We start from the raw sequence: 17,163 nt of genomic DNA, 5'->3' as shown, positions 1-17,163 counted from the left end.
TCCTCTTGGCCACTCACTTGAATATTAACCATACTCTCCCTGTTTGTTGCGCTTGTCCGATTAATGCGATACATAGTAGTAAAACAGATAACATACTATACAAACTTGCGTGTGATGTTGATATCCCTAAGAAATCTAAATATGGAAGATGATTTACTGGACCTAAATACCATAAGAGTATATACAGTACTTCAAATAACTTACGTGTCCTACTCCATACACCAAGTGCCAATGCGAGTGTTGAGATGAATACTATGCCACTAAGCCAAGAAAGCAAAAATGAAATATCTTCAATTAATATAAATTGAATGATAAGACCACTGGAGATGATACCCCCTACTATAATCCCTGAAATCCACGTCGCAAAAAATTTATACAAAGGAGAACAACTTGAATAAATAATTTGATTTGTCCTATAAAACCGTTCTCTAGTTGCCATTTGTGACCAAATTGCAATTGGCCAAATTATAATAATAGGTAGCCATCCTTTTGATATATCTACCGGACATATCAATCCAAATGCTATAAGCCCAATCGCAATTACATACCACCAAATCGTAAACCCTTTTAACATAATCGATAGCTCCGCTTTAATTAAACGAAACATACTAATGCTCTTTGTTTTCGTTATAGAAGTGAATGTAAAAGAGTTATGATTTTGTTCATTCACAGCGATCATTTTCTTATTCTCCTCAAACCCTCTTACCTTTTCCTTTACTTTAGTAAATGTGCGAAATCTATTAAACACAAGGGACGTTAGCCAAAGTAGTAACAGCGCCATTCCAATCCAAACCAAACTTGTTACAAGTATTTCGGCATTCCAGGTCAATCCATCCCAATGAAATGTTTTAATCTTTCCCTCTACCGGGTTATACCCGAATCCTCCACCATTTGTTCCTCTTAAAAATTCATATTCTCTCATTGCATCATGTATCATATCAGAACGAATGATTCCTAAACCAAATACATCTAAATAACGATTTGGCATTTCAAACGACATAATCGCTAATAACACCCACAAGAAAAAGAACACAATATTACCTACTACACCTTTTAAACCAGGAAACACATCAAAAAAAGTTGTGAATGCCGCTAGAAGCAATAACGAAGGAAATACAATATAAAAGAGTGGATATAAATAACCACCTAATTGAAACGAAAGGTCTTCCCCACGTATAAATTGCATCACCATAAAAGCAATAATAAATACCATCTCAATGGCCACTAAAACGATAAAATTAGAAATTGTTTTACTAAAAATATATTGAAATTTACTTATAGGTGAAGCTGCAATCAATTGCCCGACTCCTAACTGTTGATCGTCTGAAATTTGACTTCTTAGCATATAAAAACCAAGCAACCAAATAAATAAAGTAGAAGTCATTGCTCCCATACCACCAAGCCAATTTGAATTATATATTCCTCTAACTCCACCAAGATAAATTATTTCATACCCTGCTGAAGCTGCTGGCACACAAGCATACCCAAAAAAAATCGTTAATCCAATTACAATTAAAAATGGATAACTTCTCACTTGCCTAATTAAATTGTTTTTAATGAAATAAAATAGATTATATACATTGTTCAATTTTATGCGCTCCTTTCGAAGAAACATAATAAAGATACGCATCTTCAAGAGAGGCTGCGATCATATGCGCTTTAGCACTAGGAGCATTGCTGGAAACGATGCGTGCATGAATTCCATCACTCCGGTGAATCGCGCTGCTTACTATGTATTTCTTTTGAACATTATGTAACTCAGAAGCTGGTATAACCCATTCCCATACTTTCCCCTCCACATACTTTAATAGTTGTTCAGGACGCATATGGGCTAATACATTCCCTTTTGATAATAAAGCTATATCACTCGCAATCGATTCAATATCCGTTACAATATGTGTCGATAAAATAACGATTCTATTAGAAGAAAGACTAGATAATAAATTTCTAAACCGAATTCGTTCTTCAGGGTCCAATCCTACTGTCGGCTCATCTACAATCAATAATTTCGGATCATTTAATAGCGCCTGTGCAATTCCAACTCTTTGCCGCATTCCACCTGAATAGCCGCCTAATAGTCGTTTCCGGTCATTCATTAAGTTCAGCGCTTCAAGCAATTCATTGATACGCTTTTTTGAAGAGCTCATTGATAAACCTTTCATCGCTGCTATATACTCTAAAAACTCGACTGCGTTCATATTTGGATATACACCAAAGTCTTGCGGTAAATACCCGAGTTGTGAACGTAACAGCTTCGGTTTCTTTTGAATATTTTCCCCATCCCATATCACACTACCATTCGTCGGTTGTTCAATTGTTGCTAAAATTCTCATAAGTGTAGACTTCCCCGCACCATTCGGGCCTAAGAGTCCTAATACTCCTGGTTTTAAATGTAAACTACAATCATTTAACGCTACTTTCTCTCCGTATTTTTTTGTGACATGGTCAATTATTAATTCCATCACGTTACCTCCTCACCTTATGAAACAAGTGTCATTTTTTAACACTTACGTTTTCTTATTTTCATTGTAGGTGGCGAAAGTAAAATCTAAGTAAAATCTAGAGAAAATTAGTTTAAAATATAAAACTAGTAAACATAATCTCTAAAGCTCAATTTATACATGCTCATAAAAAAAGATTCCGAAACAGATTATATGTAAATCCGTTTCGGAATCTTTTCTGAAAAGAGGCAACGCAATCGAATTTTGCTAGCCCCATCTTCTATCCTCTAAATAAAAAACATCCGAAAATATCATGTACCTCTTTTCCCTCTGCCTTCAACAGAAAAAGATGATATCTCTTGATATTTCGGATGTTTTTTGAAGAGCTTCACACTTCAAAATTAGTGAAAAGGTAAAGCTATATAAATCCATTTTAATTTTTCGACATCTAAATCCCTGCTAAGCAGAAGAAAAAGTAACCTACACTCGTTTACTCGTTCTGTTGTTACTTCGCATGTGGCAGAAAAAGGCTCTGACCGCTTCTATGCATGGCCGGATGCTCTCTCCCACCTAAAAAGATGGGTTTTATGTCGGTTTTTAATCGATGTATATATAATTTAAATCATTGTTTTGGTAGACTTATAAATCGTCAATCCCCGTTCAAAAAGTAGTTCCATTCATTCCTCATTAAAATAAGTGAATGTTTTCCTTCTTACAAGCTTCACGCATGTCATCAGGCCATACGGACGATTGAACTTCACCGATATGCGCTTTACGTAAGAAGTACATGCACATTCTTGATTGCCCAATACCACCACCAAGTGTTAATGGAAGTACTTCTTCTAAAATTCCCTTATGGAAATCGTAATCACGTTTGAAATCTTCACCCGTCTTTGTTAATTGCTCATCAAGTGATTTGCTATCAACACGAATTCCCATTGATGATAATTCAAATGAAGATTGCAGTACTGGATGCCAGAATAAGATGTCTCCGTTTAATTTCCAATCATCGTAGTCAGCTGCGCGTCCATCATGTTTTTCACCAGAGCGAAGTGCATCACCAATTCCGATAATAAAGACTGCACCATGCTCTTTCGCAATCGCATGCTCACGGTCTTTCGGCGTTAACTCTGGGTATTTATCTTCTAACTCTTGAGATGTGATAAATGCGATATTTTCTGGTAAATACTTACCAAGGAACGGATATTTTTCAAACAAATAATCTTCCAAATCTTTGAATATTCCATAAATTGTTCGTACTGTTTCTTGTAAGTAATCTACTGTACGCCATTCTTTTTGAATAATTTTTTCCCAATCCCATTGGTCAACATAAATTGAATGTGTTGCATCAAGTTCCTCATCGCGGCGAATCGCGTTCATGTTTGTATATAAACCTTCACCAGCTTCGTAACCATATTCATGGAGTGCGAATCGTTTCCATTTCGCTAGTGAATGAACAATTTCTAATTCTTCTCCTGAATGAAGCATATCAAATTCAATTGGACGTTCTACACCATTTAAATGATCGTTTAAACCTGATTTTTTTGTTACGAATAATGGTGCAGATACGCGGAATAATCCAAAACGTTTTGCTAATTGATCCTCAAAAAATGTTTTAACTTCCTTAATTGCGATTTGTGTCTCTCTTACTGTCATTAATGATTGATACATGTTGATTTCCTCCTAAAATGTTTGGATGTAGTGGAAAGAAGCCAACAAAAAAAGCCCTTCTTTCCCAAAAAAACTGGGACGAAAGGCTTTGGTTCCGCGGTACCACCCAAATTAGCAACAGAGGTTGCTCACTTATTCAGTACGGAGATTAGAGAAATCTCGATACTGTTCTTCTTGTAACGGCGAAGTTCCCGGCTAAGTCTACTTTCCCTAAAGGATTTCGGTTAGCGACTCCAGGAGGTTCTTCATAACAGGCTTCGTATCAGGCTCACACCACCCCTGACTCGCTTTGACTACTTCCTACTACTACTCGTCCTTTCATAGTCGTTTTGTTGTCACATCTCTGAAACATTTTATTAATGATTATTCTATACAAAAAAACGAGAAAGTCAACAAAAAGTTTAAAATTATTTTTCAATTCTTTATTTTACAGCTTTATTGATTGTTTGTATTAATGAAAAACCCTTATCAAATCTACCGCCTCTTTTGTTGTTTTAATTTTAAAAATGATTTACTCACTGTAACCATCATGTATATGACAAGTAGTGTAATTGTCCGAAAAACCGAATCCATTGTATTTCTCATCATTCTCATTTCCTTTGCGATTCTTTTCATATGTAATAACGTTCTACAATTCGAATGAATCTATACAAATTTCGATAATGATCTCATAATGCATCAAATTATTGCCGATTTTATGATATACTATACCATTCAGTTGTTTGTTCTTATCAGTAACTGTTAGGAACAAACATAGTCATAAATCGAGATTATATTTCAAAGGCATTGACTACTATCAAAGTAGATTTTCTATAATAACGGAGTGATCATATGAGTAAAACGAAAGCAAAACCTAAGAAGGGTGTAGGCCAAGGTACAGGAAGTAAAGGCTGGAACCGCTGGCAATCTAGTGCTAAGAAAAAGCAAAACGCGAAACCATATAAAAGTAAAGGCACAAAAAAATAATTAAGGAACACATGTGATTTATTTACTTTACACGAAAAAGAATATAATTATTACAAAAAAGCTATGCTTTCACATTTATGAGAGCATAGCTTTTTATGTTCATGATATTAAATCATAAGAATATCCCGGATTTCTTCCTCGGTAATTGATGATAATTTTTCTTGTCCAGATTCGATAACCTCTGCAATTAAATTTTTCTTGCTCTCTTGCAGTTCATGCATTTTTTCTTCGATTGTACCCTGTGCTACTAACTTAATGACTTGTACAGTATTCTTTTGCCCCATCCGATACGCCCGGTCTGCTGCCTGCTGTTCGGCCGCAGGGTTCCACCATAAATCGTACAATATAACAGTATCCGCTCCCGTTAAATTAAGTCCAGTACCTCCAGCCTTTAAAGAAATAAGGAATAAATCGCCTTCCCCTTCGTTAAACCGATTGCATAACTCTACACGTTTAAGCGCTGGAGTGTTCCCATCTAAATAGAAAAAAGATACAGCTTGTCGGTTCAATTCACGTCCAATAATGGAAAGCATCTTTGTGAATTGTGAAAATATAAGAATCCTCTTCCCTGTACTTCTACATTCCTCTACAATTTCTAGTAGCTGTTCAAATTTAGCTGAACTTCCCTTATAATCATCAACAAACAAACCTGGATGACAACAAATTTGTCGTAGTCTCGTTAAACCAGATAAAATCCTAATTTTATTTTTACGCAACGTATCTTTATCCAAATGTTTTAAAGTTTCTTCTCTTAACTTTGCTAAATAAGCTGCATAAAGCTTCTTCTGATCCGGCAATAGCTCCGATGATTGTAAGTGCTCTATTTTCTCTGGTAACTCATTTAATACATCTTCTTTTAATCTTCTTAATACGAAAGGTTTTACGCGCTTTGCTATGTCTTCACGCCTTAAATCACCGAACTCCTTTCTTCCCGGTAGTAATTCCGGGAAGACGACGTAAAAAATAGACCATAGTTCTTCTAATGAATTTTCTACAGGTGTTCCTGTTAACCCGAAACGGTACTCGGCCTGAATGGTTTTCACTGCTCTTGCAGTTTGCGTCGTATGGTTTTTAAACGCTTGTGCTTCATCAAGAAATAACGTATGAAATGGCTGTGCATATAGTCTTATATCTCTTCGTAATAAAGGATATGACGTAATCACGACATCAAATTTTGTAATATCTTTTAAAAGCTTACGGCGCTCCGTTTGGTTCCCATCTGCAATAACAGCTCTAATATGTGGCGCGAATTTTTTTAACTCAATTAGCCAGTTATAAACGAGCGAAGACGGAGAGACAACTAATATAGGTAGTTTCTTCTCTCGAATTTCAGGTAAAACAGAATCTATAAAAGCAATGCTTTGCAACGTTTTTCCGAGTCCCATATCATCTGCTAAAATGCCCCCAAAACGATAATAAGCAAGTGTTTTCATCCACTGGAATCCGTATGTTTGATACTCTCTCATTTCTGCATTTAAAGTATTTGGCACAGCAAACTTTAATTTTTTCGGGTTTTGAATATTTTCTACTAACTCTTGAACAGACTCATCTAAACTTAAAACATTGCCTTCTTGTAGTGAATTCATCCATTTCACACTACGAATAAGTGGAACATTTACTTCTTCCCCTTTTAAAAATTCTTTTCGAATACCTGATTCTTTTACAAATTGATTAATTTCATTAAACTCTTTACTCTCCAGTGATAATAGAGCACCACTTGCTAAACGATAATATTTCCGTTTCTCCTCAAGAGCAACTAACACACTTTTAATTTCTGCTTCTGGAATACCTTTTATATCAAAACGGAATGATAACCAATCAATTCTCTCTTTTCTTCTAACCCTTATAAGAGGAGTCGTATTTCCTTTATGTATTCGTAATTTGATCGCCGTTGTCGCATAAATATCAAGTAAACCTTTTAACATTGGAACTACATGATATAAAAAGTTATATTCTGCTTCCTCATTATGCATAAAATATCCGCCTTCTGTTTTAGCAAAGGCACTTTCATTCATAATTTGTAATATTTCTTGTTCTTTTTTCTCATCCCGATGAAGGACAGAAGGTTGCCCATCCTCTTCTAACGGATTAATGACAACATTTCCATATTGAAATTCTAGACCTGCCAATAAACGATTCTTAACTCGATCTAAAAATAATTTCGCTTTCAGAGGTGTTTTTTCAATTCGCTCTGATATGACTTCATCCATTCGAACATTTCCAAGTTTCATTAAACCTGGTACTACCTTTTCTACAAAGTGCTTCATTTTCTCATTTGAAATATGAAATTGATTACTTTGTGCATTACGCATCATTCTTTTTAATTCAACAAGTCGATTACAATCATCCTCATTCAAGCGATATAAGCGCCCTCCAGAAAGAGCATACGCATATGTATCCATTACGTAAACTTGATATAAACCGCTGATCTGAAGGATATATCCTCCATTTGCACCTTTACTGAACTCAAACTCTATCGGTAATAACTTTTTTGAAACTTGTATGCCATGAAATGACTTCCCATCATACGCAAACGTTACAAATCGAGTAGCAGAAAGCAATGAAAGCATGTAGTCCCATGAAGCAGGTGGAATTAAAATCATACTTTCATCTTGCTCAGAACTTATTTGCAACGATTCTACATACATTTTTTCGTTACGATAAATTTGAATCAATTGTTGAATGACCGTATCTGTTTCTTGTTGAAAACTGTGGGCCTCTGGCATATAAGTAAAATCATTTGAACATATGAAAGACTCTCTTTGTTCCACTTTATTAAGAAACTCTCTAATCTTATATATAGGGTATAACTTCTCTAGTTTTACCTGAATTCCAAATAAAGCTCCCCCATTTCTTGAAACAACTGGCATACAAATAAATTCGACATCAAGCATCTTACGTGTATCAAACCGATGTTGCTTACTTTTCGGACGCAGTGGCTTTTCACCAAATAAATCCAACATCCCGTTCGCGAATTGAACATTTCTAGACATACTATTTGTGGAATCGCTAGAATCTAGTGAGCGTCCAGTTTGCTGAAAATTATTGACATATAATAATACAGCGGCAATATGTTGGCAGTATGAATGAAAAGAAGCCAGTGAAGGGCAACTACATTTGCCAACAATATCACCATTATCAGCGTTTTCTATTATGACGTGAAAATCTTCGTTCCCTTCCACTGTTGCCTCGCAAATATTTCTCTCAATGTCATAATTCGTAATATTAACTTTGTTTGTCCTATAATAAGCCTTGCCCTTTTTGTAAGAGGTTTCTCCGCATAACTGTTTAATTATTGTTTTATTTAATGTAAAACTCATTATTTTGACCCTTCCCTAAAACTAAAGATTCACATTCCTAAAGTGATTAAAAACTTTCTCTTATACAACATTTTACATGTTATACGCCTAAATATAAAATAACATAAAAAATACACTACTCATTTGAGAGTAATGTACTTATAAACAGGACGTATATAGCTTTACATATAAAGTGAAACTTTAATCAGTGGGGTTTTCTTCATCCCCTACTGATTATTAGCCCTCACCAATCGGGCTTTACGGGCAGTTTATCTCCCACCTTACTTCTTTAGAAAAGCGGAAGCGGCTCGCTCAGAATCGCAGGACGTTGGAGCCTCCGACAGAGAGGCGCTTTTTGCCTCGTCCGAGGGGGCGAAACGACCGGAGATTCTAGCCGCTAGAGCTGGACAATGCTTTCTCCCAATTTTGAGGTGGGAGTATTACTGCCCGTTAATGCGGGATAAATTATTGTTTTAAAGAAATTCTCACTCTGAAATTCCTCTTCATTTACAAAATAAGAAAACCTTTTTTATATTGATTCTATTTCCATTAACCTCTTCGCCTCAAAATATAATACTTGTATAAACTTCTTCGTATTAATTCTCGTATGCCCAGAAGTTGCTAGTTCTTCCTTCGTCATTTCTGTCATACGTTTCCGAACAACAGTAAAATCAAAAAACTTCGGAGCATAGCTTTCAAACTTGGGATTCGAAAAGTCTGTTAAGCCAAGGGAAGCTAGATGATTTAAAGATTGATAAATCGCTCTGCGTACCCTTTGTTCTGAGGCTTTTCTTTCTTTATCAATTTCCACTTCTGAGGCCGCTTCTCCTAATTTTTTGACTGTAATATAGTGAAAAATATCTTTCAATGCTGGAAATCCGTATTCAAATGTTTTTTCTTTTTCTTGCCCAAATAAATATTCCAGCATACTAAGGAAATCTTTACTTCCATTCTCTCCAGCAATGCCAAGTTCTGATAATAAATAACGCCCTGAATCCGTTATTTTTTTCTCTTCTTGCACTGGTTCATTTCGAACTTGCGGTTGTTCCCATTGAAAGACGTTATTCAATGATTTTTGAATATCTTGTATGGAGCGTTCCAATCGGATGCGTTCCATCACTTTTCTTACAACTGATACAACTTCAATTTTGTTTAATGGTTTTGTAATATAGTATTCTACCCCAAGCGAATACGCTTCTCCAATTAGCTGTTTCGATTCTACTTGAGAAATCATAATTATTTTTCCTGTAAACGCTGGCAGGATATGACGAACCGTTTCAATCCCATCTCGAATCGGCATTAATAAATCAATAAATAAAATATCTATCTTTTTATAATTTAGCTGATCCGCTTCGATGAAAGCGCCATCTTCCGCTTCTCCCACTACTTCTCCAAGATCACCATCTTCAATGATTTGTGAAAGCATAGAGCGGAATACTTCATCATCATCTACGATATAATAAAACACCTTATTCCCCCTCCCGTACTAAACTTGACTCTGGTAAACAGACAATAAACTTACATCCTCCGCTGTTTTCACTACCTTGGAGCTTCACTTCTCCTCCAAGTTCTGTAGCCATCTCTTTTATATAGGAAAGTCCAATGCCTGTCGATGCTGCCCCTGTTTGATCATATTTCGACGTAAATCCCGGTTTAAATACTAACTCTTTATATTTTGGTAAAATACCAGGTCCATCATCGATTACTTCAAATATCACATTTGTGTCCCTTTTATATGCCTTTATTATAATTGTACCGGTACTCTCGATTGCTTCAACAGCATTTGCAACTAAATTGTTTAAAAGCGACAATACAGTATAAACATGATATTCGGCATGCTCACCTTCTATACTTTTAGAAAATGTTATCTTTTTTCCTAATAGCTGTGCGTACTTCTCGTTTATCCTAACAATCATTTCTGTCAACTCATGACCTTCTATATACTCAGAAAGATTTTTATCTAATAAAAGTTTTGATAATCCCGCAAAAATTCTTTGATTATCTTTTTTTATTTCGTGTACTTCCCCAGCAATTTTTAGCGCTTTTTTACTATGCATTTCTATGCTACTTGCATCATCACTCGCTTGTAAATTTCGGTATAATTGATACGCTTCTTGTGTAATTAACTCTGCATTTTGAAGTGTCTTTTTTAAATGAACCGATTCTACATATAAATTAGAAAGATGCATCAACATTTTTTCATTTTCTTTCCGAATTTGTAATTCTTTTAATTTCGTTTCATACAAGTTCATCATATTCAAAAATCCAAGAGCAAAAAAGCTTCGAAAAATAGCGATAATGATGAGCTTATTTACCTCAGAAAAAGTTATTGTCGTACCGAGTACTAAAACATGATAAAAAGCAAGTTCTGACATGCTTGCTATCATCTCAATTGTAATCCCAAGACACCCGATTATAAATGGTTTCTGATGAAATTTATTTACTCTACATAATGAAAACAAACTTCCATAAACAAAATAATAGAAGAAAACTGGATAACGCAAATAAAAAGACTCCGTTACATGAAAAGACCCTTGTAACATCCAATCAAGACAAACTCGAAACCCTACTACAGATAACCCAACAAGTATACCGGCTACTGCAGCTGGTATTTTCCGTAAAAACAATAGCAAAAAGAAAAAAATTGGCGTCCCAAAACTAACACGGAATGTATCATTAAACGGATGAAAATTTAGCTCTCCAGCAATCGGAACAACCACCATCAAAATAATTAAAAGGGACATATCTTTCTTCCATAATTGATTCCAACTCAAAGATGCCACTTCCTATTTATGAAATATGTTTGTTCAAAAATTGAACAAGGAAAGCCCGCTTATCATATAAACGGGCTTTCTTTCTATATTCTTACCTTTTCGACTGCTCTAATTTGACGATACACAGGCTGCCACATTGCTTTTTTCACAGCTTCCTTGATATCGTTATCATCAAGTTTCTCACGAGCTACACCTTCAGCAACTGCAACTTTCGCTACTTCAATTGCAACTGCCTCAGAAATGTTACGCAATTCTTCGACTTCTGGAAGAATTGGTGCTCCTGGCTTGCTTGTATCTACCTTGCTTGCGACTGCCTCTGCCGCTGCTGCAAACATACCATCTGTCATTACGCTCGCACGAACAACAATTGTTCCAAGACCAAGGCCTGGGAAGATAAGCGCATTATTTGATTGCCCGATTACATATGTTACACCATTATATGTAACTGGTTCAAATGGACTTCCTGTTGCCACTAGCGCTCGTCCTTCTGTCCAATGGATTAAATCTACTGGTTTTGCTTCTGCAAGCGGTGTTGGGTTAGACATTGGTAAAATAATAGGTCTATCTACATGAGAAGCCATTTCCTTTACAATCTCCTCTGTAAATGCACCTGCTACTGTTGATGTACCAATTAAAATTGTTGGCCTTACATGTTTCACAACTTCTGCAAGTCCAATCACTTCGCCTTGTTTCCATTGATTCACTTCAGATTCCTTACGTGCATATGGACGTTGGAAATCAAGAAGATCTTCCATATTATCTGTAAGTAAACCGTTACGATCAATACACCAAAAACGCTCGTTTGCTTCTTTCTCCGATAATCCTGCGCGAATCATCGCATCTCGCACTTGATCGGTAATTCCGATTCCAGCCGTACCAGAACCAAAGATAACAACACGGTGTTCACAAAGCGGGACACCTGAAGCTTCCACGGCTGATAATACTGCAGCAAGTGAAACTGCACCTGTACCTTGAATATCATCATTAAACGTACATATGTCATGACGGTATTTATCTAAAATTTTGCGTGCATTGCGTGAACTAAAGTCTTCCCAATGTAAAAGTGCTTTCGGGAACTTATTGCCTACCGCTTGTACAAATGTATCAATAAATTCATCGTAAGCTTCACCAGTTACACGCGGATGACGGTTTCCAATATAAAACGGATTATTTAATAAATCCTCTCGGTTCGTTCCTACATCTAAAATAACAGGTAATACACGACTAGGATCGATTCCAACTGCTGCCGTATAAACAGCTAACTTTCCGATAGCGATATTAATACCACCAACACCCCAGTCACCAATTCCTAGTATTCCTTCTCCATCTGTTACAACGACTAAATCAATATTTTCAGCTGTTGCACCAATATTAGAAAATGCTTCTTCAATACCAGAAGGATCATTAATTGATAAATAAACTCCGCGCGGCTTACGATATTCATGACTATATCTTTGAATTGCCACACCAACAGTTGGCGTATACACAATTGGAAGCATCTCTCGTAAATGATCTGTTAATAAGCGATAAAACAACACTTCATTTCGATCATGTAACGCTGTTAAATATACGTTTTTTAATAAATCATCCGGCTGCGAACAAAATTGTTCATATGCACGGCGTGCTTGTTCATCTAATGTTAATACCGCTGGCGGTAATAACCCTTTTAATCCTAGTTCTTCTCTTTCTTCTTTCGTGAAAGCGACACCTTTATTTAAAAGCGGTGTTGCTAATACTTCTCCTCCTCTTAATGTTGTTTCTAATGTTCCATTAGAGGAAACCGTAAATTTACTCATAACATCCCTACCCTTATTTATATATAACATTTCTATATTGTAAACAAAAAAGAGGGGAATGTCCCCCCTTTTTTTTAATTTTTCTTTAGAAGAGCTGCTCCCGCAATTCCTGGATGTGTCATTTCATATGGATCTAAAATTAAATCTAATTCTTCTTGTGATAAAACGCCATTTTTCACGCAAAGCTCCCTTACAGACTGCCCAGTTGCGATTGCTTCTTTTGCAACGCGAGCCGCTGCTTCATAACCAATATGAGGGTTCACAGCTGTAATAATCCCTACGCTTTTCTCAACATATTCTTTCAAACGTCCTTCATTTGCTTCAATTCCTTTTAGACAATTATCTGTAAAGGCACGGAAACCGTTATTCATAATGCTAATTGATTGAAGTAAGTTAAAGACAAGTACTGGTTCCATAACGTTTAGTTCTAATTGACCAGCTTCTGAAGCAAGACAAATCGTATGGTCGTTACCGATTACTTGGAATGCGATTTGGTTAATTACTTCCGGCATAACAGGGTTTACTTTTCCTGGCATAATAGATGATCCTGGTTGACGCGCTGGTAGCATAATTTCTGCAAGTCCAACACGTGGGCCTGATGCCATTAAACGAAGATCATTTGCAATTTTAGACATATTCATCATACATACTTTCAGCGCAGCTGATACTTCCGTATATGCATCTGTATTTTGCGTTGCATCTACTAAATCTTCCGCCCCAACAAGAGGTAACTCACTAATCGCAGCTAAATGTTTCACTACTGCTTCAATGTACTCTGGATCTGCATTTAATCCTGTACCAACTGCTGTTGCTCCCATATTTACTTCATATAAATGTTGACGAGATTGCTGAATTCGTTTTATATCACGTTCAATAACGCGAGCATAGGCTTTAAATTCTTGTCCAAGACGAATTGGCACAGCGTCTTGTAAATGTGTACGTCCCATTTTAATAACATGATCAAATTGTCCTGCTTTTAATTCAAATACGTCATGCATATATCCCATCGTTTGTAATAATTCTTCCAACGCATTTAATGTTGCAATATGGATTGCTGTTGGGAATGCATCATTTGTTGACTGCGCCATATTCACATGGCTATTTGGACTAATATAATGATAGTCTCCCTTTTCCATCTCTAATAATTCAAGAGCACGATTGGCAATGACTTCATTTGCATTCATGTTCATAGAAGTTCCTGCACCGCCCTGAATTGGGTCAACAATAAAATGATCATGCCATTTTCCTTCAAGAATTTCTTGCGCCGCTTCTGCAATAGCACCGCCCTTTTTCAATTCCAATCGTCCTACATCCGTGTTCGCAAGTGCAGCCGCTTTTTTAACAATCGCAAGTGCCTTAATTAAACCTTCATGGATTTTATATCCTGTAATCGGAAAGTTCTCTACAGCACGCATTGTTTGAACTCCATAATAAGCATGCATCGGTACTTCTTTTTCACCTAAAAAGTCTTTTTCAATTCGCATATTTTTTGTAGTTTCAGTTAATGTTGCCATCAATACTCACTCCTCATCTATTTCTTATGCTGCTTCTGTTTGTTTGACTGTTTCTACATATTGTTTTGCTTTCTCATGATCGAATTCGCCTTCCCACTTCGACATAACAATGGCTGCTAATGCATTTCCTAATACATTGACAGCTGAGCGAATCATATCCAAAATACGGTCAATACCAGCAATTAACGCGATTCCTTCGAGCGGTAATCCCATTGAGCCTAATGTTGCAAGTACAACAACAAATGATGCACCAGGAACTCCTGCCATACCTTTTGATGTCAGCATGAGAACGAATAATAGCGTAATCTGCTCCGTCAATGACATGTGTACACCATACATTTGTGCAACGAATAATGCTGCTAACGCTTGGTAAATCGCTGAACCAGTTAAATTAAATGTATAACCTGTCGGAATAACAAAAGAGGCAACAGCCTTCGGACAACCGAACTCTTCCATTTTCCTCATAATATTAGGTAAAACAGCTTCTGAACTTGCTGTTGTAAATGAAAGAATAAGCTCTTCTTTTAAAATTTTCATTAATGTAAAAATGTTTACTCCTACCATTCGCGCATTAATACCTAATACAACAATAACGAATAGTATAACAGTTACATACACAGCTAGCACTAATTTTCCTAAAGGAAGAAGTGTTCCTACGCCAAACTTTGCAACTGTAACAGCAATTAATGCAAATACACCGAATGGAGCAAATTTCATAACTTGGTTTGTGACCCAAAACATTGCCTCAAGTACACCTTCAAAAAAGTTAAACACAGGCTTTCCTTTTTCACCAATCGCCGCAACTCCTAAACCAAATAAAACTGAGAAGAAAATAATTGGTAATAGATCGCCTTGTGCAATTGATTCAAATACGTTCTTTGGTACAATGTGAACAATTGTTTCTGCAAAACCTTTTTTCTGTGTTGCATCAGCCGTTTGCTTATATGCTGAAATATCACTTTGCTGCAAGTTATTCATATCCACGCCTGTACCTGGCTGGAACACGTTAGCTGCAAGTAATCCCATCAAAATCGCAATCGTTGTGATAATTTCAAAGTAAAGAATTGTCTTACCGCCTAATTTCCCTAGCTTCTTCATATCACCTACGCCAGCTACTGCAACAATCAGCGCTGAAATAACAATCGGTACTACAATCATTTTAATTAAATGAATAAATATATCCCCAATTGGTGTGATATAAGAAATTGCCGTTTTATTGCCATAGAAGATTGCCCCTACTACAATCCCTAAAACAAGTGCGACAAATATTTGTGTTGCCAATCCGAATTTTTTCATGTACTTTCATCCCCTTCATGCGAACGCTTTCAATTTGTATTTATAAGAGCTTACTCACACATAATATAGGGAAACCTACAAAATCAGACAAAAACCTACAAGTTTGTCACAAAAAATCCTAATTTTTTTCTTGAAATATTCATTGACACTATTTCATAAAAAAGAAATAAAATAACCTTGATGAAACGTCGGATTATTTTGTATAATCTAAAAGATATATTTATTTGAAATGAATTAAAATGAAAAGGAGTGGATGTTATGAAAAATTACGTGAAGGAGTTCATTATATCTATTTCTTTTCTATTTCTTTTTTTAGTAAGGAACAAGGGCACCCGCCTTTGTTCCTTTTTTATTGCCATCTATATAGGGGGATTTTCATGAAACCATACAAACGTATTTTAATTAAATTAAGCGGAGGCGCGCTTGCTGATCAAGACGGAAATAGCTTTGACTCCAAACGTTTAGAGCATATCGCGACTGAAATTTTATCCATTGTTGATTTAGGTATCGAAGTCTCAATTGTCATTGGCGGAGGGAACATTTTCAGAGGAAACTTAGCCGAAGAATGGGGGATTGACCGTGTTGAAGCAGACAATATCGGGACTTTAGGCACAATTATTAATAGTCTCATGCTTCGGGGTGTACTAACAAGTAAAACAGATACAGAAGTACGCGTTATGACATCTATCCCCTTTACAGCAGTCGCAGAGCCTTATATTCGCTTACGAGCTGTACATCATTTAGAAAAAGGATATATCGTCATTTTTGGCGGTGGAAATGGGCAACCTTTCGTTACAACGGATTATCCAAGTGTACAACGAGCAATCGAAATGAATAGCGATGCCATTTTAGTCGCAAAACAAGGAGTAGACGGCGTCTTCACAAGTGATCCAAAACGAAATAAATCTGCAAAAATGTATCGAAAACTCAATTATAATGATGTCGTTCAGCACAATATACAAGTAATGGACCAATCTGCCTTATTACTTGCTCGCGACTATCAATTACCAGTACATGTCTTTAATTTTGATGAACCGGGAGTTATGAAGAAAATATGTTTAGGTGAAAATGTTGGAACATTAATAAATGATGATGTTACTAAGCTTGTACATGAAAATTAAATATTTCTTATTAATAAAAGGGGTGTGCATTACATCCCTTTTCTCCCATATCGTTTCAATATGCATATCACGTTCTACTTCTTATCCTTAGCACCCTGCTCAAAAATATACAAAATACTAAATACTCCAATGAACAGAATAGGTGCTATAATTAACAACTACACATAGTTTTTAACTAGTACTCCCTGCTCTACTAACGTATTAAATGCATACTGTACAATACCATATATATAAAGACCGTAATGAATTTAAATATATTCCTCATCATTAAACACCACACCACAT

At 36.1% G+C, this 17,163-nt stretch carries 11 protein-coding genes and 1 other annotated feature; of the genes, 2 read left to right on the top strand and 9 right to left on the bottom strand.

Going from position 1 to position 17,163, the window contains the following annotated elements; genetic code table 11:
• Nucleotides 1-13: 13 nt before the first annotated feature.
• From COO03_RS07130 to asnA, 3 genes are all read right to left on the bottom strand, one after another.
• Nucleotides 14-1,588 (bottom strand): hypothetical protein, encoded by a 1,575-nt coding sequence (locus COO03_RS07130; protein ID WP_097896323.1) that lies wholly within the window; start codon nt 1,586-1,588, stop codon nt 14-16.
• Entirely contained in the window at nt 1,572-2,462 is an 891-nt protein-coding gene (locus tag COO03_RS07125) for an ABC transporter ATP-binding protein (RefSeq protein WP_097896321.1), read from the bottom strand. The genes COO03_RS07130 and COO03_RS07125 overlap by 17 nt, the downstream gene beginning before the upstream one ends.
• A gap of 666 nt (nt 2,463-3,128) precedes the next feature.
• Nucleotides 3,129-4,112 carry an aspartate--ammonia ligase gene (gene asnA, locus COO03_RS07120; protein WP_097896319.1) on the bottom strand — a complete coding sequence of 328 codons (984 nt, stop codon included), beginning with the start codon at nt 4,110-4,112 and terminating at the stop codon, nt 3,129-3,131.
• A 71-nt stretch (nt 4,113-4,183) separates the two neighbouring features.
• Nucleotides 4,184-4,443: a binding site (T-box leader), on the bottom strand.
• Nucleotides 4,444-4,943: 500 nt separating this feature from the next.
• Here asnA and COO03_RS07110 point away from each other — a divergent pair.
• Nucleotides 4,944-5,078, top strand: a complete 135-nt coding sequence (locus tag COO03_RS07110) for a DUF3934 domain-containing protein (protein ID WP_097896317.1) — start codon at nt 4,944-4,946, stop codon at nt 5,076-5,078.
• 107 nt (nt 5,079-5,185) lie between these two features.
• On the opposite strand, the gene COO03_RS07105 is transcribed toward COO03_RS07110, so the two are convergent.
• The 6 genes from COO03_RS07105 to COO03_RS07080 all read right to left on the bottom strand — a co-directional run bounded on the left by COO03_RS07105 (nt 5,186) and on the right by COO03_RS07080 (nt 15,757).
• The gene (locus COO03_RS07105; protein ID WP_097896315.1) at nt 5,186-8,398 is read right to left on the bottom strand and encodes a DEAD/DEAH box helicase; all 3,213 of its coding nucleotides are present in this window, start codon (nt 8,396-8,398) and stop codon (nt 5,186-5,188) included.
• A gap of 508 nt (nt 8,399-8,906) precedes the next feature.
• Entirely contained in the window at nt 8,907-9,845 is a 939-nt protein-coding gene (locus COO03_RS07100) for a response regulator (RefSeq protein WP_097896313.1), read from the bottom strand.
• 1 nt (nt 9,846) lies between these two features.
• Nucleotides 9,847-11,160: a sensor histidine kinase gene (locus COO03_RS07095; protein ID WP_097896311.1), complete on the bottom strand. Its 1,314-nt coding sequence runs from the start codon at nt 11,158-11,160 to the stop codon at nt 9,847-9,849.
• Between the two features lie 74 nt (nt 11,161-11,234).
• The gene (gene malS, locus COO03_RS07090; RefSeq protein WP_097896413.1) at nt 11,235-12,968 is read right to left on the bottom strand and encodes an oxaloacetate-decarboxylating malate dehydrogenase; all 1,734 of its coding nucleotides are present in this window, start codon (nt 12,966-12,968) and stop codon (nt 11,235-11,237) included.
• 53 nt (nt 12,969-13,021) lie between these two features.
• Nucleotides 13,022-14,461 (bottom strand): aspartate ammonia-lyase, encoded by a 1,440-nt coding sequence (gene aspA / locus COO03_RS07085; protein ID WP_097896309.1) that lies wholly within the window; start codon nt 14,459-14,461, stop codon nt 13,022-13,024.
• 24 nt (nt 14,462-14,485) lie between these two features.
• Nucleotides 14,486-15,757, bottom strand: a complete 1,272-nt coding sequence (locus COO03_RS07080) for a cation:dicarboxylate symporter family transporter (protein WP_097896307.1) — start codon at nt 15,755-15,757, stop codon at nt 14,486-14,488.
• Nucleotides 15,758-16,134: 377 nt separating this feature from the next.
• On the opposite strand from COO03_RS07080, the gene pyrH reads away from it, so the two are divergent.
• Nucleotides 16,135-16,878, top strand: a complete 744-nt coding sequence (pyrH, locus tag COO03_RS07075; protein ID WP_097896306.1) for a UMP kinase — start codon at nt 16,135-16,137, stop codon at nt 16,876-16,878.
• Nucleotides 16,879-17,163: the final 285 nt, after the last annotated feature.

Origin of the sequence: Bacillus sp. AFS098217 (genome assembly GCF_002551815.1) — a bacterium.
Lineage (GTDB): Bacteria > Bacillota > Bacilli > Bacillales > Bacillaceae_G > Bacillus_A.
Note: the sequence above shows the minus strand (reverse complement) of the source record. Positions and strands in the feature narration are given on the sequence as shown.